At 60.3% G+C, this 17238-nt stretch carries 15 protein-coding genes; 10 read left to right on the plus strand and 5 right to left on the minus strand.

All coding sequences use genetic code 11. The annotated features are described in order from the left end of the window. Positions 1-16: 16 nt before the first annotated feature. Complete coding sequence (locus HDF12_RS03550) at positions 17-1891, minus strand: TonB-dependent receptor plug domain-containing protein (RefSeq protein ID WP_257025328.1); 1875 nt, start codon at positions 1889-1891, stop codon at positions 17-19. Positions 1892-2095: 204 nt separating this feature from the next. Between HDF12_RS03550 and HDF12_RS03555 the strand changes: the two genes are divergently transcribed. Next, complete coding sequence (locus tag HDF12_RS03555) at positions 2096-2554, plus strand: MarR family winged helix-turn-helix transcriptional regulator (RefSeq protein WP_179581248.1); 459 nt, start codon at positions 2096-2098, stop codon at positions 2552-2554. A gap of 75 nt (positions 2555-2629) precedes the next feature. Further along, positions 2630-3058, plus strand: a complete 429-nt coding sequence (locus HDF12_RS03560) for an OsmC family protein (protein ID WP_179581249.1) — start codon at positions 2630-2632, stop codon at positions 3056-3058. Positions 3059-3060: 2 nt separating this feature from the next. On the opposite strand, the gene HDF12_RS03565 is transcribed toward HDF12_RS03560, so the two are convergent. After that, positions 3061-3756 carry a ribonuclease HI family protein gene (locus HDF12_RS03565; RefSeq protein WP_179581250.1) on the minus strand — a complete coding sequence of 232 codons (696 nt, stop codon included), beginning with the start codon at positions 3754-3756 and terminating at the stop codon, positions 3061-3063. A gap of 378 nt (positions 3757-4134) precedes the next feature. Here HDF12_RS03565 and HDF12_RS03570 point away from each other — a divergent pair, with 378 nt between their 5' ends. From HDF12_RS03570 to HDF12_RS03590, 5 genes are all read left to right on the plus strand, one after another. Next, complete coding sequence (locus HDF12_RS03570) at positions 4135-4926, plus strand: RNA polymerase sigma factor (protein ID WP_179581251.1); 792 nt, start codon at positions 4135-4137, stop codon at positions 4924-4926. 102 nt (positions 4927-5028) lie between these two features. Further along, positions 5029-6006 carry a HEAT repeat domain-containing protein gene (locus HDF12_RS03575; protein WP_179581252.1) on the plus strand — a complete coding sequence of 326 codons (978 nt, stop codon included), beginning with the start codon at positions 5029-5031 and terminating at the stop codon, positions 6004-6006. 64 nt (positions 6007-6070) lie between these two features. After that, positions 6071-7081, plus strand: a complete 1011-nt coding sequence (locus HDF12_RS03580; RefSeq protein WP_179581253.1) for a PDZ domain-containing protein — start codon at positions 6071-6073, stop codon at positions 7079-7081. A gap of 243 nt (positions 7082-7324) precedes the next feature. Further along, positions 7325-8389, plus strand: coding sequence for a radical SAM protein (locus HDF12_RS03585; protein ID WP_257025329.1), 1065 nt, complete (start codon positions 7325-7327; stop codon positions 8387-8389). Between the two features lie 84 nt (positions 8390-8473). Next, on the plus strand, positions 8474-9223 hold the full coding sequence (locus HDF12_RS03590; RefSeq protein ID WP_179581254.1) for a class I SAM-dependent methyltransferase: 750 nt from the start codon (positions 8474-8476) through the stop codon (positions 9221-9223). A gap of 40 nt (positions 9224-9263) precedes the next feature. Here the strand turns inward: HDF12_RS03590 and HDF12_RS03595 are convergent, their stop codons facing one another. Both HDF12_RS03595 and HDF12_RS03600 read right to left on the minus strand, forming a co-directional pair. Further along, the gene (locus tag HDF12_RS03595) at positions 9264-9536 is read right to left on the minus strand and encodes a PPC domain-containing DNA-binding protein (protein ID WP_257025330.1); all 273 of its coding nucleotides are present in this window, start codon (positions 9534-9536) and stop codon (positions 9264-9266) included. Positions 9537-9652: 116 nt separating this feature from the next. Then, positions 9653-10303, minus strand: coding sequence for a DsbA family protein (locus HDF12_RS03600; protein WP_257025331.1), 651 nt, complete (start codon positions 10301-10303; stop codon positions 9653-9655). 98 nt (positions 10304-10401) lie between these two features. Between HDF12_RS03600 and HDF12_RS03605 the strand changes: the two genes are divergently transcribed. From HDF12_RS03605 to HDF12_RS03615, 3 genes are all read left to right on the plus strand, one after another. Further along, positions 10402-11901 carry a TolC family protein gene (locus tag HDF12_RS03605; RefSeq protein ID WP_257025332.1) on the plus strand — a complete coding sequence of 500 codons (1500 nt, stop codon included), beginning with the start codon at positions 10402-10404 and terminating at the stop codon, positions 11899-11901. Positions 11902-12092: 191 nt separating this feature from the next. Then, positions 12093-13433, plus strand: a complete 1341-nt coding sequence (locus HDF12_RS03610; RefSeq protein ID WP_179581255.1) for an MFS transporter — start codon at positions 12093-12095, stop codon at positions 13431-13433. Positions 13434-13471: 38 nt separating this feature from the next. Further along, the gene (locus HDF12_RS03615; RefSeq protein ID WP_179581256.1) at positions 13472-14215 is read left to right on the plus strand and encodes a hypothetical protein; all 744 of its coding nucleotides are present in this window, start codon (positions 13472-13474) and stop codon (positions 14213-14215) included. Between the two features lie 82 nt (positions 14216-14297). Here HDF12_RS03615 and ppc read toward each other — a convergent pair whose 3' ends face one another. Further along, complete coding sequence (gene ppc / locus HDF12_RS03620) at positions 14298-17234, minus strand: phosphoenolpyruvate carboxylase (RefSeq protein WP_179581257.1); 2937 nt, start codon at positions 17232-17234, stop codon at positions 14298-14300. Positions 17235-17238 lie beyond the last annotated feature (4 nt).

A 17238-nucleotide genomic window follows, 5' to 3' on the forward strand; every position in this document is an offset into this window, starting at 1 on the left:
CCCAATTTGTGTCGGGCTAATGGCGCGATGTGGTCCAGTTGAATTCCGTACCGGCGATGATGGTGCGGCCTTGCAGGGGGACTTGCGGGATCTCCTGGTAGCCGGTGTTGCTGAGGTTGAGCAGGCGCAGGTAGGGGCGCAGGTGGCCGGTATTGCGGGAGAGGGCGACGTCCCAGAGCAGGTAGGCGGTGTGCTGGGTGCGCTGGACGACGTTGACCTGGGTGTGGGCGTTGATCTGGTGACCTGCTCTTCCAAAGATTGCGCCGGGGAGGGTGCCGTTCCAGGCGAAGATGGCGTTTTGTGCGGCGTAGTTATAGGCGTACTCGGAGATGAGGTTGGGTGGTGGGGATGCTGCGTGGGCGGCGGTGTAACTGAACTGTAGCTGCTGGGTGGTGGTGAGGCGGAGGCGGAGGGTGGTCTCGGCTCCTGTGATGTTGAGGTTCTGGATGTTGACGGCCTGGTAGGGTTCGGCGAAGGTGAGGGTCGGGGTGGCGAGCGCGAGTTTCGAGTAGTCGATGGTGTCTTTTTGCTGGAGGCGGAAGCCTGTGGCAGTGAGTGTTAGGCGGCTGTTGGTGGGGTTCCAGTCGAGGCCGGCTTCGAAGCTCCAGGAGGACTCGGGTTTGAGGTTGGGATTGCCGATGGTGGTGGGATCGGCGTAGTAGAGATCGACGTAGGTGGGGAGCCGGAAGCCGTGGCCGGCGGAGGTGCGGAGGCGGACCGTGTGGGTGAGGGTGTAGGCGGCGGCTACTGAGGGGGAGAAGACGTTGCCGTTGCTGGAGAGGACTTCATCGCGGGCTCCGAGGGAGAGGGAGAAGCGGCCGAGGGCGCGGAGGTTGAGGTTGGCGTAGCCTGCGCCCTGGTTGCGGGCGTGCTGGCCTAGTGAGTTGGAGTGAATGGAGTCGCCGTCGGCTTCGAGGCCGTAGGAGAGGGTGGTGTTGGGGGTGAGGGTGTCGGCGCGGCGGAGGGCGGCCTCGTAGCTGGTGGCGATGTGGTTGTTCTCGTAGATCTGGGGCTGGTCGGCGAAGAGGACGAAGAGGTCGGAGTGGCGGCGGTAGCCGTAGCTGGCTGCGGTACGTTGGCCGAGTTGCTGCTGGATGCTGGCAAACCAGCCTTTGGTGCGCTCCCAGGAGTCGTAGGGGCCGTAGAAGAGGTTAGCTCCGTAGGGGCGGTCGCTTACTGCGAGGAGGATGTCGGTTGTGCCGGGCTTGAGGGTGAGCCAGGTCTCGGAGGCGAGGGCGTTGCTGGAGTAGTTGCGGTCGGGGATAAAGCCGTCGGAGGTGTCGCGGCTGCCAGTGAGTTGGGTGGCGATGGGGCCCTGGGTGTAGGAGGCGCGGAGATGCTGCTCGATGGAGGAGTAGCTGCCGCCGCCTGCGCTGCCGATGAGGGTGAGGCCTGGGGCCGGGGGCTGGGTGAGGAGGTTGACGGCGCCGCCGATGGCGTCGGAGCCGTAGAAGGTGCTGCCGGAGCCGTGGAGGATGTCGATGCGGGTGACGGCGTCGAGGGGGACGGGGATGTCGAGGTTGAGGTGGCTCGTCTCGGGGTCGTTGATGCGTAGGCCGTTGAGGAGGATGAGGGACTGCTCGAAGGTGGTGCCGCGGAGGGAGAGGTCGGCCTGGACGCCGTTGGCGGCGCGGGCCTGGAGGTTGAGGGAGGGGTCCTGTCGGAGGAGGTCAACGACGGAGTTCGAGACGAGGGGCTGGTCGCGGGGGGAGATGAGGTTGACTGCGCGGTCGCTCTCGGCGAGAGGGAGGGGCTCGAGGGTGGTGGTGACGGAGATGCTTTGGGCGATCGAGGTGAGCTTGTCTGGGGATGAGACTGGCGACGAAGGCTGCTGCGCGACGGACAGACCACAGGCGAGGAGTGGGAGACAAAGGTGGGGAGGGATCTTCATGCGATTGAGTTCTACTTCCATCATCCGCTGAAATGAGCTTGGGTTGGGAGTAGTTTTGTTTTGCTATAAATAGTTGAACTGCTTAACTAAAGCAGATTTGCAATTGGTGTGAGGGAAGACAACAGATTCCCTTCGGGGATGACAACAAAAAAGAGCACGGCGGGCTCCGCGCCAGCCGCTCCTTTGAGCTAAAGGTGAGGTCGGATGAGGATTGAAGCTTTTTTGCGGCAGAGCCCTGTGTTTCAGGCCAGCCGGATTGCCCGGCGGATGGATGCTTCGCTGAACCTTGTGTTGAAACACGAGGAGGTGACTGCGTTTGAGGCGATGGTGCTGGCGGCGATCTTCTTTGAGAAGCGCGGGCAGATCAAGCCGTCGGCGCTGGCTGAGGCGTTTGAGACTACGCGAAGCAACGTGAGTCATTGCATCTCGTCGCTTGAGGCGAAGGGTCTGGTGGAGCGGAGGATCGACCCGGAGGATGCGCGGGCGGTACAACTGTTGCTGCGGCCGCTGGGGAAGAGGAGAGCGGTGAGGGTGATGGGGATTCTGGATCGAATGCAGCGGCGATTTGAGGATGATATGGGGGCGCAGAAGTTGGAGACGATGCTGGCGCAGATGGCGGCGGTGGAGGAGCTTTGTGCGCGGATGGCAGCTGCCGGACGCTGAGGTTGTATCTAAGGCGAATAATTTGAAAACGGACCGGTGTAATCGAGTGTCCAATGAAATAGGAGAGAGCGACTAATGATTGCCGAGACAGTTTGGACGAAGGAGATGGAGTTTGAGGGGCGCTCTGAAAGTGGCCATAGCGTGGTTTTCGATGGTGGCGACCGGTACGCCAACGGTCCTTCCCCAATGGAGGCGGTGCTGATGGCCCTTTGCGGTTGCACATCCGTCGATGTGGTTTCGATCCTCAAAAAGAAGCGCGAGCCCCTGACCAGCCTTACGGTGTCTGCAACCGCTGAACAGGCCGCTGCGCCGCCCCGGGTGTTTACAAGGATTGTGCTGACTTACCGGATTGGCGGGGCTGTCTCAAAGAAGGCTGCCGAAGACGCGGTTGACCTCTCGAAGAATAAGTACTGTTCGGTCTCGAAGATGCTGGAAAAGGCCGCCCAGATCGACTTCAGGATCGAATACGCGAACGACTCCAGCGGGGACGTCTCGAGCAAATAGGGTTATTCGCGGATGATTTTTACGAAGACGCCGTTGGGGAGGGTGGCTCCGCCGAGGATGTGGACGACGCCGTCTTTGGTGAAGCCGCGGAGCATGGTGTCGGCTTTGGCGTAGGGGTTGGGTGGGGCTTCGGATTTGGTTGGGTATGGGGTCGCCTTCGGCGGCGGAGTGGAAGGGCTGGTGCTTGAGCCGGTGGCTGGTGTGCGGCGCATTCCGCGGTCCATGGCTTCGTTGGCGAGGCGGTCGGCGTCTTTGTTTTTGTGGCGGAGGGCGTGTGTGATCTCAAAGCCTTCGAGTTTGGCAATACGGCGCTTGGCCTCTTCGTAGAGGGGCTTGAGGTCGGGGCTTTTGACCTGATATTTGCCCTGGATCTGCTTGACCATCAACTCGGAGTCCGAGACGACGCGGAGGCAGGGGTGGTGGTGGTCGAGCGCGTACTGGAGGCAGCCGAGGAGACCGGAGTATTCGGCGTAGTTGTTGGTGCGCATGCCAAGGAACTCGGAGAGTTCAGCGAGGACGTTGCCTTCGTCGTCCTGAATGAGAGCACCGTAGCCAGAGGGGCCGGGGTTGCCACGGGCTCCGCCGTCGCAGTGGGCGTTGATCCAGTCGTTTTGAGGTTTGGGGTTTTGAGGTCTGGACGGAGTAGAGGCTGGGGTCTCTGCGAAGAGGCTGGGAGCGGGGGTCGGGCGAGGAGGCATTGGGATGAGTTTACCGAAACGGAGGGCTCGGGTGACTTCGGCGGGGTAAATCGATGGAGACAGCTGGAACAATAGCTAGGGCAGATACGAAATACGGGGGTCTCTCCACTGCGGCGGCAAAGTGCGCCGCCTTCGGTCGAGATGACGATGTTATTCCGGCTGAGTGAAGTAACAGCTACCCCTGCGGCGCGCCAAGTGGGGCGGCTTGCGGTCGAGATGACGAGCGGGTAGTGGTCAAGTTTCGAAGTTGCCCTCTACCGACGAGTGTTATGGGTTGAGTTGGGCTGCCCCTTTTGTGGGATCTGGTGATGCTCACCTTTCCGAAGTTTGGGGGTCTATTGGGGTGTAGTTCGATTTCCTGACTCCGGAGTCAGAACGATGAATGCAGATGTTGCTGGGTTGAATCCTGGCGGGGAGTTGTCTTCTCCGCTCGCTGTGGGGCTCCGAAAACGGCACGTCAGCCCGTTTGCTACGGGATTATTAGGTGCAGCCGCTGTAGAATCGTTGCCAGCGATGGCAAAAGCAGCGGCTCAATCCGGAACCAGGAACGGCGGCAAGCTGACGCAGGCGCAGCTCGACGCTCGTGCCCAGCAGCGGACCGAAGACGATGAACTGATTCGCGAGGCGCAGAAGGGCCAGCGAACTGCGTTCGACGCTCTGGTGCGGCGATATGACCAGTCTGTGCTTCGGCTGGCGCTGCATATGCTCGGTAATGAGCAGGATGCGCAGGATGTCCACCAGGAGGCCTTTATCAAGGCGTATCGACACCTGGGGAACTTCCGGTTCGAGTGCAGCTTTTATACATGGCTTTACCGGATTGTCACAAACCTTTGCCTGGACCAGTTGCGGCGGAGAAAGAGCCGCAGGGAAGATCCGGCGACGGTGCTGGATGCCAGTGGCGATGAGATGGACCTGATGGCCAATATCACGGACGACCGGGCGATGGCGAACCCGGGGCGGGAGTTGGACCGGAAGGTGATGAGTGAGCGGATCGGCGAGGCTTTGAACAAGCTGACACCGCGCGAGCGAACGGTGTTCGAGCTGAAGCACTATCAGGGGCTGAAGCTGCGGACGATTGGCGAGATGTTGAGCACGACAGAAGAGACGGCTAAGAATACGCTGTTCCGGGCTACGCGAAAGCTGCGGGCTAATCTGGCGGAGCTGCGGTAACGCCGTGAGTTGTGAGTGCAGGTACGTTGGAAATGATTTTATAAGGGCGCACGCAGAGCCCACAAAAAGCAAACAAAATTTGAGGCTGGTTGAGGTAGGACAATGAAGTGTGAGAGCGCAAGAGATTGTATCGTTTTGTTGAAGTACGGCGAGCTGCCGGATGAGCTGGCTGGGGGGCTGGAACAGCATCTGACCGAATGCGAGGGTTGCCGCGCGGAGCTGGAAGCTTTCCAGGTGTTTGAAGAGCGGTTGGCGTTGCTGCCGGTGCTGGAACCTTCGCCGAATCTTCTGGCGCAGTCGCGGATGCGGCTTGATGACGAGCTGGATATGATTCCGCCACATGGGTTTCTTACTCAACTGAGGACAAATTTCTATCGTTGGCTGGGGCATGTGCAGGGCGCTCCGGCGCTGGCGACACTGTTGCTGGGAGTGGGTTTTCTGGCGGGTAACTTTACGCTGCGCTACCAGGTGGCTCACGCTCCGAAGCCTCAGAAGCCGGTGATTGTTACGGGTCCGGATGAAGGCGTTGATAGAGGCGCTGTCGCTAACGTGACCGGGATTGTGACGATGCCGAACTCGGAGTTGGTGCAGGTTACCTACAACAGGGTGGTTCCGGAGACGATGGAGGGGTCGTTGGATAGTCCGCAGATTCGGAACCTGCTGATGGTGGGCACACGTTCTGCTGCGGCAGATGGAGTGCGAAGGCAATCGGTTGAGCTGCTGACGAGCGAATGCAAGTTAGGGCATGCGTGCCAGCCGACCGCTGTAGATGGTGCGGAGATTCGTAACGCTTTGATGGTTTCGCTGCGATATGACCAGGATGCCGGCGTTCGGATGACGGCGCTGCAGGGGTTGCAACATTTTGTGGGGCAGGACCAGCATGTGCGCGATGCGGTGCTGGAGGCAGTCATGCATGATTCGGATGCGCAGGTTCGTAAGATCGCGATTGGGTTGCTGGAGCCGGTGCAGTCGGACTCGAGCGTGCGGCAGGTGCTGCGAACGGTTTCAACGCAGGACGCAAATCCCTTTATCCGGACGGCTTCTTATAATGCGCTGCAGGGTTCCGCGGATATTCAGTAGGCGCAGGAAAGATAGCGCGCTCGATCGCCCGGGTGCGAGAGCAAGCGCGAATGAGGATAGGCAGATGAAATACCGCAGGTCTTTGGGGGTTGTGGCTGGGGTTGTGGCGCTGATGGCTGGGACGACCGTTCTGCATGGTGGGCAGAGTTCGCTTGCGGCGCAGGGTCTGCCTTTCTGGTCTGGGCGCACCGTTCTCGGGGGAGCGATGGGCGCTGGCTCACACAAGTACGCGACGCAAGGGTACCTCGGGGTGGAGACGCGCGATGTTAGCGACGATCAGGTTGGTTCGCTGCGGATGAAAGAGGCGCGTGGGGCGGAGATTGTGAGTCTGGATCACGATGGACCGGCGTGCAAAGCTGGGATGCGAATGCACGATGTGATTTTGCAGATGAACGGCCAGGGGGTTGACGGCCAGGAGCAGTTGAAGCGGTTGCTGCGCGATCAACCAGTGGGACGGACGGTGAGCTTCGTGATCAGTCGCGATGGGCAGACGATGACGATGACGATGCAGATGGCGGACCGGCTGACGGTGGGACAGCAGGCGTGGGAGCAGCACTATACGGTTCCAGCTCCGGGGAGCGGGCCTTCGGGGTCAGTACGCGGTGGGAATAGTTTTATGGGCGGCGGCTCGACCTCGTCCGGGACCACGGCGATTCCCAAGGGGCATCGAGAGATGCTGGCGATGAATATGATTTTGAGTTCGTCCTACACTGGCGCTCAGCTTGAGGTGATGGGGCCGCAGCTGGCGGGATTTTTTGGCGCAGAGGGCGGAGCGGGGCTGCTGGTGCGGAGCGTCGACAGCAACAGCCCGGCGGAACAGGCTGGGTTGAAGGCAGGAGATGTGGTGGTGCGGGTAAACTCGATCGCTGTTTCGAGCGGAACCGACTGGACGAAGACGATCCATGACAACAGAGGGCGGCCGTTGCCGGTGGTGGTGATTCGCGACAAGCAGGAGCAGACGTTGACCCTGACGCCGGATACAAAGAAGCGCTCGTGTGTGATTCCGGGGTTTGGGCTGGAAGAGTTCTTTGGCGAGACGGGCCAATACACTCGCGAACTGTTGGCGAAACTATAGAGCGAAGCGCGGTTGGCGAGACGCGACGGAATCTAACAGAATTTATTTGGGCGATTTATTTGGGCGAGAGGACGCGAGATCTTGCTCTTAGTGAGTCTGTTTGCCTTCAGTCAGTCTATTGGTTGGCGGAATGCTGGTTCTGAGAGTCGGGACATAGTTTCCGATCTCTCCTGCGCGGATTTCGAGCTCCCGCGATAGGCTAAGGAGGAGATCTGAGCGCACTTCGATATACTTGAAGATGATATGTCTTCTGCTCCTACAACTGCCGTGGTGAATGGCAGCCGTCCGATGACTGCCAGGCGCCGCTGGAAGGCAGTGACGCGCAAGCTGCGTGAGTTAGGCTCGATCGGTTCAGCGGTGATGTCGACCGGGCATCCGTACATGGCGCACATTGTGCCGATGCGGCGGTGCAACCTGGCCTGTACCTATTGCAATGAGTACGACGATCACTCGGACCCGGTGCCGCTGGAGGAGATGCTACGACGCATTGACCATCTGGGACGGCTGGGGACTTCGGTGATTACGATCTCGGGCGGCGAACCGCTGCTGCATCCGGAGCTGGATCAGATTATCGCTCGCATCAGAAAGACTGGCGCGATTGCCGGGATGATCACGAACGGGTATCTGCTGATGCCGGAGAGGATCGAGAGGCTGAATAAGGCCGGGCTCGATCATATGCAGATCTCGATCGATAACGTGATGCCGGATGAGGTCTCGAAGAAGAGCCTGAAGGTGCTGGATAAGAAGCTGCAGATGCTGGCCGAGCATGCGGACTTTCATGTGAATATCAACTCCGTGGTTGGCGGCGGGATTGCGAATCCGAACGACGCGTTGACGGTGAGTGAGCGGGCGCTGGCGCTGGGGTTCAGCTCGACGATTGGAATTATTCACGATGGCAGCGGGCAGTTGAAGCCGCTAGGGGATGCCGAGCGCACGGTGTGGGACAAGGTGCGGAACCTGACGCGGCGGAGCTACTCGCGGTTCAATCACTTCCAGGAGGCGATCGCCAATGGGAAGACGAATGACTGGCGTTGCCGGGCGGGTGGTCGGTACTTGTATATCTGCGAGAACGGGCTAGTGCACTATTGCAGCCAGCAGCGTGGATATCCGGCGGTGCCGCTGGCGCAGTACCAGACCGCCGATGTGAAGCGGGAGTTTTTGACGGAGAAGAGCTGCGCGCCGAGTTGCACGATCAGCTGCGTGCATCAGGTGAGCTACATCGACCACTGGCGTGCTCCGCAGACCTCCTCGGTGACGCCGGGCGCGTCGGGGCATGGGGCTGGTGCGGAGCTGGTACAGATTCGTTGATTGCGTTGGGTGAGTTGTTGGCGAGGTTATAACTGACAACTGTGGGCGATTGCCTTAGCGGGTGAATTGGCGGATGCTGTTGGGATGACGCTTTTCAGTGGTTCGCCGTGGCTTGGGCTGGGTAGAGTTTTTCTGGTTTTGGTTTTGACGGTTGGAGTTTGCGTTTCTTCTAGTGGGCAGACGGGCGCGGGAACGCAGCGGAGCCTGGACAAAGCGACCGCCATGATGTCGACTTCGCCTGATCCGGCGCAGGACGTGACGCAGCGGCCTACGAGTACTCCTTACTCTGGCGACCTTTCCATCTTTGAGTATCCGGACCGGGATAAGAAGTTGCAGATCGATCGCGTGATGGACCTGCTGGGGATTGTCGCGGGGAAGAATGTTGCGGATATTGGCGCGGGTTCGGGGTGGTTTACGGTGCGTGCGTCGCGCAGAGTGGGAGCTACGGGTGCGGTGATCGCGGAGGACATTAATCCGTTGGCGATCGAATACATTGGCAAACGAGCGTTGAAGGAAGATCTGTCGAATGTGCGTACGGTGCTGGGCAGCCCAGACGATCCGCGGCTACCCACGGGGAGCGTGGACGCGGTGCTGATGCTGAAGGTCTATCACGAGATTGCGCACCCTGTGCCGACGATGAAGGTGCTGCAGAAGGCTTTGCGGCCGGGGGCAAAGGTGGGGATTATCGACCGTAACGGCAACGGAGCGGACCATGGATTGAACCACGATGTTGTGGTGAAAGAGATGGGTCAGGCTGGGTACAAGCTGGTCGGGACGTACGACTTCACCAAGGCGGACGGTCAGGACTACTTCCTGATCTTTCAGGTTCGGTGAGATGGCCAGACTCGGTGAAGCGGCCGTGATCGGGAAGCCGTTACTTCGCGGGATCGATGAGCCTGAGGCCGCTTGGATCGTCGCGTTTGTTGAGCGGTGTGTCATCAGCGGTGACGAAGACCTCCAGGGTGGGGTTGACCCAGGCCTCGAAGAGATGACCGCCCGCTGTGGTTCCGTGTTGTTTCCCCAGGACGACGTGGGTGTGAACGATCGGCCTGCCCTGGAAGGAGGCGATGTCGCCGATCATGGAGAGTACTTCGACCTGTTCGTTGACAGGCAGCGGGTGTAGAGTTTGCGATCTAAATCGAACCATGCGGTCAGGGCGCTGGAAACTGCTCCTATGCCGGTGAAGTGCGCGTCACCTACGTGATTGCGACAACAGTCGTCAACAAGAGGCCCGAGATTAGGAACTGCGCCCGGGTCATTGGTCTATCGCTTCGCTGTCGTGGTCTTTGGTTTGGCCGTTGCCGGTGCAGGGTTTTCTGCGATTGCGGTGTCGAGCATGGCGTAGAGCTGAGTGACGTCGTTAACTTCGACGAAGCCCTTGTGGGTGACGATGAAGATGGTCGGAGTCTTGGTGAGACCGACGCGCTCGCCCAGGGTCTGGTCGGCGTGCACCTCTGCAGCGAAGAGCCCGTTCGGGTCGATGACGAACGGCATCACGCGGCCATGAGATTGAAAGTACTTTTGCGTGAAGCCGTTGAGATCTTCTTTCGAGGCGATGGAGATCTGGTTGGCGAAGACGGCGCGGCGGTACTCTTCAGCGGCCTGTGGGGAGATCTTGTCCTGAATGTAGCGGGCGATCACGGCGGCGTCGAAGCTCCAGACGTGCATCCGCAGAGGGAAGTCGTGGCGTAGAAGGGGAATCTTATATTTATCGACGGCCGCATGCACGATGGGGAAGGCGTGCGAGCAGGCGGGGCATTCGAGATCTTCAAACTCGTAGATGGCGACTGGAGATCCGGCGGGAGCGCGGAGCATGGAGGTGTCTTTGAAGCCCTGAGCGAGGGCCGGGATGGCCGGAAGGGCGAGGAGCAGGGCTGCGGCGAGGACGATGCGGTTCATTGTTATAAGACGCATAGGATTATCTTTCGTATTTTAGCTGAGGGAGGGGGGCGAGGACCGATTTCTCGTGATTTCTGCATCGCGAGGGGAGTGTGGCACTCTAATAAGAGAGCATGAAAGCCCTGACTGAAATTTTACGAGAAGCGAAGGTGCGCTCGCGGGCGGTGGTGTGGCCTCTGGCGCTGGCTTTGTGTGTCCCCATGGCGGGCGCGCAGACCCAGAGTGCTCAGATCCAAGGTGCTCAGGGGCAAAGTGCAGATCTGCCGTCGGCCCCTATGCCCAATCTCGTGAAGCTGCCGGGTGGGGTGGTGGTCGAACAGGCAACGCCGGGTGCGTTGGCGCTGAGTCTCGATGACGCGATCGCTCGCGGTGAGAAGCGTAACCTGCAGATGCTGCTGGTCATCCAGAATGAACGGGTGGTGCGTGGCCAGGTGCTGACGGTCGAGAATAGTCTATTGCCGAGCTTGACGGCCAAGGGGGCGATCGAGGCGCAGGAGATTAACCTCGCGGCCCAGGGGTTCAAGGGCCAATCGCTGGCTGGGTTGGGTTTGCCTCCAGGGGCGTTCAGCGAGATCGTCAAGGTGGATACTGCTTCGGCCCAGATGAGTTTGAATCAGCAACTCTTCAATGTGCCTGCGTATTATCTGTACCGGTCGGCGCAGCAGGCGGCGAAGGTGGCTAACCTTACCACTCTAAATGAGCTGGGTGGTGTGACGCTGGCAGTGGGATCGCAATATCTGCTGGCGCTGGCGGATGCTTCGCAGATTGCGAACGCGCAGGCTTTGGAGAAGGCCGACGAGGTGGCGTACCAGCAGGCGAAGGCCTCGCACGAGGCGGGCGTTGGGACGAATCTGGACGAGTTGAGGGCGAGGGTCCAGTTGCAGACGCAGCAGCAGGCGCTGATCAATGACGAGAACGCATTTGCGAAGGACAAGATTGCGCTGAACCGGTTGATCGGACTGCCGGCGGACCAGGAGATTACGCTGACCGATACGGCTCCTTACGCGGAGTTTGCGCAGCTGCCCCTGGAGGATGCCAAGAAGCTGGCTTACGAGCGGAGGAAGGATCTGCTGAGTCTGCAGGCGCAGCTTGAGGTTGCGGCGAAGGCGCGGAAGGCGGTACGGGCGGAGCGTCTGCCGGTGGTGTCGTTCGATGGATACTACGGCGTACTGGGTGAGATCGGTTCGCTGTACCACGGCGTGTTTACAGCGACCGGCAAGGTGAGCGTGCCGGTGTTTCAGGAAGGACAGCTTCGTGGCGAGCGTGAGGTAGCGGAAGCTCAGGTTACAGGGTTGAATCAGCAGATCGATTCGCTACGGGTGACCATCGAGCAACAGATTCGCGCGGCGATGCTGGATGTGCAGTCGTCGAATGATCTGGTAAAGGTGGCTAGGAGCAACGTCGACCTCGCGACGCAGGAGTTGCAGGATGCGTCTGACCGTTTCTCTGCCGGGGTGGACGACAATCTGCCGGTCGTGCAGGCGCAGGCGACGCTGGCTGCGGCGCAGAGCCGGCTGGTGGATACGCTGTATCAGTACAACCAGTCGAAGCTGCAACTGGCGCGGAACACTGGAGTCGTCGAGACACAGTACAGGGTTTATCTGGGCCGGTAGCGGTGCTTCGGCACTGGGATCTCCAACGAAAATTCAGGCGCGATTGCTTAGAGCCTTGCGGGGACATCTCGACTGCGCGACGGCATGTTGTGCCGGGAGAGATCACGCAGCATTCCAAGAAGGTGATCGACAGGCAAATAGGTCCTGGGAGAAGGTGACATTTTCGTAGCGGAAGTGTGAAAACATAGGGCATGGCGGACGGCTCGGAACGAGTAAAGCTGGCGGACGAGAACGACTACCGCTCGGCGTTTAAGTCGCGGGACTTTCGGCTTTATCAGACGGCGCGGTTGATGGTGATTCTGGGGGCAGAGGCTCAGTCGGTTGCGGTGGCATGGCAAGTGTATGCGATCACACACTCTGCCTTGGACCTTGGGTATACGGGGCTCGCTCTTTTTCTGCCTGGATTGTTTGTCGTGCTTGCTGCGGGACATGCGGCGGATCGATATGACCGGCGCAAGATCATTCTGCTTTGCTACGGGCTGCAGGCTTGTTGCACGGCCGTGCTGCTGTGGTTGTCGTTGAGCGCGACGGCGTTGCAACACGGACGAATCTGGCCGATCTATGCGGTGCTTGTGGGGATTGGGTTGGGCAGAGCGTTCAGCGGACCGGCGGCGAGTGCCATGCTGCCGAGCCTGGTGCCTAAAGAAAACTTTGTCAACGCGGTGACGTGGGGCGCGACGGTCTACCAGATTGCGAATATGTCCGGCCCCGCAGTGGGAGGAATCTTGTTTACGCTGCCGCTGGCCGGTGTCGCGGCACTGTGTAACGGCGCGCCGCTGGTATACAGCTTCACGCTTCTGATGCTGCTGGGGTTCATTGTGCTGGTCAGCATGATTCGAACGAAGATGGTGACCACGGAAAAGAAGGCTTTCAGCATGAAGACGGTGCTGGCAGGGCTTGAGTACGTTTGGCGCGCGAAACTGCTTCTGGGGTCGATCTCGCTGGACCTGTTTGCGGTGCTGCTGGGTGGGGCGACGGCGTTGCTGCCGATCTTTGCGACGGACATTTTGCATGCTGGACCACGCGGGCTTGGGTTGCTGAGGGCGATGCCGTCGGTAGGGGCGCTCGCGGTTTCTCTGGTGATGGTAGTGCGACCGATCAAGCACAAAGCTGGGGCGACGATGCTGGTGTGCGTTGGAATCTTCGGCGCGGCTACGGTGGTTTTCGGGTTATCGAAGAGCATTTACTTAAGCGCGGCGGCGTTGGTGATCGTCGGTGCGAGTGACATGGTGAGTGTGGTGGTTCGGTCGAGCGTGCTACAGTTGGCGACGCCGCCTGAGATGCGTGGGCGTGTGAGTGCGGTGAACTGGTTGTTCATTGGAGCGTCGAATGAGTTTGGCGAGTTTGAAAGTGGTGTGACGGCGCAGTGGTGGGGCGCTGTGCGGGCAGTGGTGATTGGCGGGATTGGATCGATGCTGGTGACGGCCTCTGCTGCCGCATTGTTCCCGCAGTTGCGCAATGCCGATGCTCTAACGGCAGACGCTTTGATGGGAGCGGATGAGGAGTTGAGTGTCGCGGAGTCGGTAGATTAGAGTGCAGTGGTTGCTATCTAAGGGGTAAGGGAGAGTCGATGCAGAATGGAGCGAAGGCGGCGATCGGGGCGACTGTTGTGCTGGTGCTGGCGGTCGGCATTCGGGTGGGGTTGATCTACCGGGAGCGGAATGCTCCGGATACGTCGGTGAAGGCGCCCGCGCGCGAGGTGATTCCCGAAGACGATCTTGTCTTCTTGAAGAAGAAACGGCCGGATTCGCTGAAGGACATTAAGGATCTGGCGGGATCGACGGTTTGGGTTTCGGCCGGTGGGCAACTGGAATACTATCCTCTCGTCGGACATGCGGCTCAGTATGGCAAGGCTGCCGGGACGCTGCTGGGCGCAGAGCCGCTGATGGTGAAGGACGCGATAGAGCAGGTGGCTCCGAAGGCTGCGACGTTTCGAATTCCAGGCGGCGACAAGCAGGTGCTGATGGTCTTTACGCGGCCCGATGTCGCAGGAGATACGAAGGAATACGCCGTGCCAGTGGGGTATCGGCAGGCGGGCCAGTACACGTTTTATACCGACGAGATCCTGTTCTATGACGATCCGCATGAGCTCTACAAGCATTGGGGACCGGAGATCTGGAAGGCCGTGGACTCGCACCGTGTCATTCTCGGGATGAATGAGCGGCAGGTGGAGCTTGCGCTGGGACAGGTTAGCAAGAGCACGAGCAACGACTATGGGAACCGCATGGTGGTGTTTGCAAATCTTGGCAAACCGATGGCGGTGACGTTTGTGAAGAATAAAGTAACGGCGTTCCGAGCGGATCAGGGATATTGATACTTTGCTTGCGAGAGGTGCGGCAAGGAAGAGCTGATTGAGCTCCCCCTTTTCGAATTAGGTATTTCTACTTCTTTCGCGATCAGCCGGTGTTGCGGAGGCCGGCGCTGATGCCGTTGATCGTGGCGGAGATGGCGCGGTCCAGTTCGGGAGACTCGGGGTGTCCTTTTGCCAGGGCTGCGCGCTTGCGTCGCATCAGCTCGACCTGAATGAGCGACATCGGGTCGACGTAGGGATTGCGCAGGCGGATGGAGCGCTCGAGAACCGGGTTGGTTTCGAGGAGCGATTTCTGCTTTGTGATCTCGAGAATCATGCGGTGCGTCAGGTTGAACTCAGCTTCGAGGATCGTGAAGACGCGGTCGCGAAGGGCTTCGTCTTCGACCAGTGACGCATAGAGGCGGGCGATGCCGAAGTCTGCCTTGGCGAGGGCCATCTCTACGTTGCGGATGATGTCGAGAAAGAGCGGGAAGTCGCGGGCCATGGTTTGAAGTTGCGCGAGGCCGTCGGGTTTGGATTGGATGAATTGATGGAGCGCATGACCCACGCCGAAGTACGCAGGAACGAGCTGGCGAGACTGCATCCAACCAAAGACCCAAGGGATGGCGCGAAGATCGGCCATGGATTTTTTGCCGCTGCGCTTTGCGGGACGTGAGCCGAGACGCGCATGTTCGAGCTCTGCGACGGGAGTGGACTGCTCGAAGTAGGTAAATGTGTCGGGGTTATCGACGATGTGTTTGCGATAGAACTCGTAGGAGGTAGCCGAAAGCTGGTCGAGTGCGGCTTCCCATGCTGGAAGGATCTCGCCGGTGAGGTGGGGAGTCTCCGCGCCGCGCTGCAGCGCCGCATCGGGGCGGCCCAGTGCGTCGAGGCTTGCGGCGATCATCAGTTCAAGATTGCGTTCGGCGAGCACGACGTCGGAGTACTTCCAGTTGAGAACTTCGCCCTGTTCGGTGATGCGAAGTTCGCCGGTGAAGCTGTCGACAGGCTGAGCGAAGATGGCGCGGTGCGTTGGTCCACCACCGCGACCTACCGTGCCGCCGCGACCATGGAACAGCCGCAGGTTCACGTTGCATTCGCGAGCGACCTCATGCAGTGCACGGTGAGCCTTCCATATCTCCCATGTGCTCGTGATCATGCCGCCGTCCTTGTTCGAGTCGGAGTAACCGAGCATGACCTCCTGCTGACGATTCCAACTCGCGAGAAGTGGCTTGTAGGCCTCGCTCGTCCAGAGCTTGCGCATAATGTCGGGGGCGTTCTGAAGATCCTCGATGGACTCAAAGAGCGGAACGGGCTGCAGGCCGGGGTCGTCTACTGTGCCGTCTGGTTGAGGTGTGGTGGCTTCGACCTTGACTCCACCGAGACGCGCAAGCCAGATGACCTGCAGGACATCTTCGGCGCTGGTTGCGCCGCTAATGACGTACTGCCGGATGGACTCTGGGGAGTAGGTTTGCTTGAGTTCGGCGATGGTGCGGAAGGTGTCGAGAACCTCGGCGGTCTGTTCGCTCAGCGCGGATGGGAGGTTGAGCGCGTCAGGCGAGTTGGAGGGACACCATGCGGAGACCTCCGCGACGGCGGCGGCGTGGACGCGGGCGTGCTGGCGGATGTCCAGTGTCTGCAGGTGCAGTCCGTAAGTGCGAACCTCTATCAGCAACGGGTCGATGAGCATCTCGGCGAGACGAGGGCCGCTATTGTCGACCAGTGATTCGCGAAGGATTGTGAGATCGGAGAGCATCTCGGTAGCCCGGGTGTATGGCTTGAGCGCGGGATTGGCCGGAACGGGAACGGCGGATTGCGGAGTCGCACCAAGTCGCATCATGATGCAGGCGATGAGCAGCCGGATGGATTCGTGAGGGAAGCGCTCGCCGAGAGCACTCTGGCCGGCGGTGCGGAGTTGACTGAGATAGCTGTCGAGCAGCGCGTTTAGTTCCTGGGAGACAGGGACCTGTTGGGTAGAACTTGCAAGCTGCTCGAAGATGTTTTGCAGACGGCGGCGGTAGTGCGTGAACAAGAGAGCGCGGGCCATCGCGAGCGCGTCGCGCGTCGCCTGGGGAGTGACGAAGGGGTTGCCGTCGCGGTCGCCCCCGATCCAGGAACCAAAGCGGATTAAAAGGGGAAGATCGGCGACGGAGGATTGAGCTGTCGAAGATCTAGACTGTTCCGATTTGTTTGTAACTGAATCTGAGCTTTTATCGTCGGGATATTCGGCAGCGAGCGCGGCGGCGACTTCGGAGTAGAGAACAGGGAGGGTGTCGAAGAGGCTTGACTCGTAGTAGTCGAGGGCCATGCGGATCTCGTCGAGCACCGTAGGGCGTGCGCTGCGCACGTCGTCGGTCTGCCAGAGCGCGGTGATCTCGGCCAGCAGATCGCGTTCAAGAGATTCGAGGTGAGGTTCGGGGACGGGTATGCGGTCGAGCTGCTCGAGGAGATCGGAGATGCGACGGCGCTTGAACATGACGCTGCGGCGGGCGACCTCGGTGGGATGCGCGGTGAAGACCGGGGCGACGCAGATACGCGCCAGCAGGGAGTGAACTTGTTCCGCGGGAAAGCCGGCCTGGCGAAGACGGCGGAGAGTTCCGCGCAGATCACCGCGTTGAATAGAGCCGGCTGAATCCGCGCTCTGATTCAGCTGTAAGGAGAGGCGTCGGCGCTTGCGATGGTTGGTCTCGGCGAGGTTGATGAGCTCGAAGTAGAAGCCGAAGGCACGGGCGAGCTGGTAGGCAGCGGGCAGGTCAAGCGTATGGACGCGGGCCAGCGCCTGCTGGAGATGGGCGGTGGCGACGGTCTGGTCGGCGGCTCCGGTCTGCGGGGCTTCGGCTTCGCGACGCGCGATGGCGATGCGGCGGAGAGCTTCGACGGCCTCATAGAGCGGCGCGCCGGCCTGCTCGCGCAGCACCTCGCCCAGCAGCATCCCGAGAGAGCGAACGTCGCGGCGCAGCGGAGCTTCTTTCAGCTCGCCCGTGGGGGCCTGCAGTTCGGCGAGGCGCTGGGGCCAGTCGGTTGGGGACCAGAGAGACGGCATCCTT

This window comes from Tunturiibacter gelidiferens (assembly GCF_013410115.1).
GTDB classification, from domain to species: Bacteria; Acidobacteriota; Terriglobia; order Terriglobales; family Acidobacteriaceae; genus Edaphobacter; species Edaphobacter gelidiferens.

What these genes read in the sequence shown, in the direction of transcription:
- HDF12_RS03560 (WP_179581249.1), top strand. Translation starts at nt 2,630, where the DNA reads ATGATTGCCGAGACAGTTTGGACGAAGGAGATGGAGTTTGAGGGGCGC.
- HDF12_RS03590 (WP_179581254.1), top strand. Translation starts at nt 8,474, where the DNA reads ATGACGCTTTTCAGTGGTTCGCCGTGGCTTGGGCTGGGTAGAGTTTTT.
- ppc (WP_179581257.1), bottom strand. Translation starts at nt 17,234, where the DNA reads ATGCCGTCTCTCTGGTCCCCAACCGACTGGCCCCAGCGCCTCGCCGAA.
- HDF12_RS03610 (WP_179581255.1), top strand. Translation starts at nt 12,093, where the DNA reads ATGGCGGACGGCTCGGAACGAGTAAAGCTGGCGGACGAGAACGACTAC.
- HDF12_RS03565 (WP_179581250.1), bottom strand. Translation starts at nt 3,756, where the DNA reads ATGCCTCCTCGCCCGACCCCCGCTCCCAGCCTCTTCGCAGAGACCCCA.
- HDF12_RS03595 (WP_257025330.1), bottom strand. Translation starts at nt 9,536, where the DNA reads ATGGTTCGATTTAGATCGCAAACTCTACACCCGCTGCCTGTCAACGAA.
- HDF12_RS03605 (WP_257025332.1), top strand. Translation starts at nt 10,402, where the DNA reads ATGAAAGCCCTGACTGAAATTTTACGAGAAGCGAAGGTGCGCTCGCGG.
- HDF12_RS03570 (WP_179581251.1), top strand. Translation starts at nt 4,135, where the DNA reads ATGAATGCAGATGTTGCTGGGTTGAATCCTGGCGGGGAGTTGTCTTCT.
- HDF12_RS03555 (WP_179581248.1), top strand. Translation starts at nt 2,096, where the DNA reads ATGAGGATTGAAGCTTTTTTGCGGCAGAGCCCTGTGTTTCAGGCCAGC.
- HDF12_RS03580 (WP_179581253.1), top strand. Translation starts at nt 6,071, where the DNA reads ATGAAATACCGCAGGTCTTTGGGGGTTGTGGCTGGGGTTGTGGCGCTG.
- HDF12_RS03575 (WP_179581252.1), top strand. Translation starts at nt 5,029, where the DNA reads ATGAAGTGTGAGAGCGCAAGAGATTGTATCGTTTTGTTGAAGTACGGC.
- HDF12_RS03550 (WP_257025328.1), bottom strand. Translation starts at nt 1,891, where the DNA reads ATGAAGATCCCTCCCCACCTTTGTCTCCCACTCCTCGCCTGTGGTCTG.
- HDF12_RS03600 (WP_257025331.1), bottom strand. Translation starts at nt 10,303, where the DNA reads ATGCGTCTTATAACAATGAACCGCATCGTCCTCGCCGCAGCCCTGCTC.
- HDF12_RS03585 (WP_257025329.1), top strand. Translation starts at nt 7,325, where the DNA reads ATGTCTTCTGCTCCTACAACTGCCGTGGTGAATGGCAGCCGTCCGATG.
- HDF12_RS03615 (WP_179581256.1), top strand. Translation starts at nt 13,472, where the DNA reads ATGCAGAATGGAGCGAAGGCGGCGATCGGGGCGACTGTTGTGCTGGTG.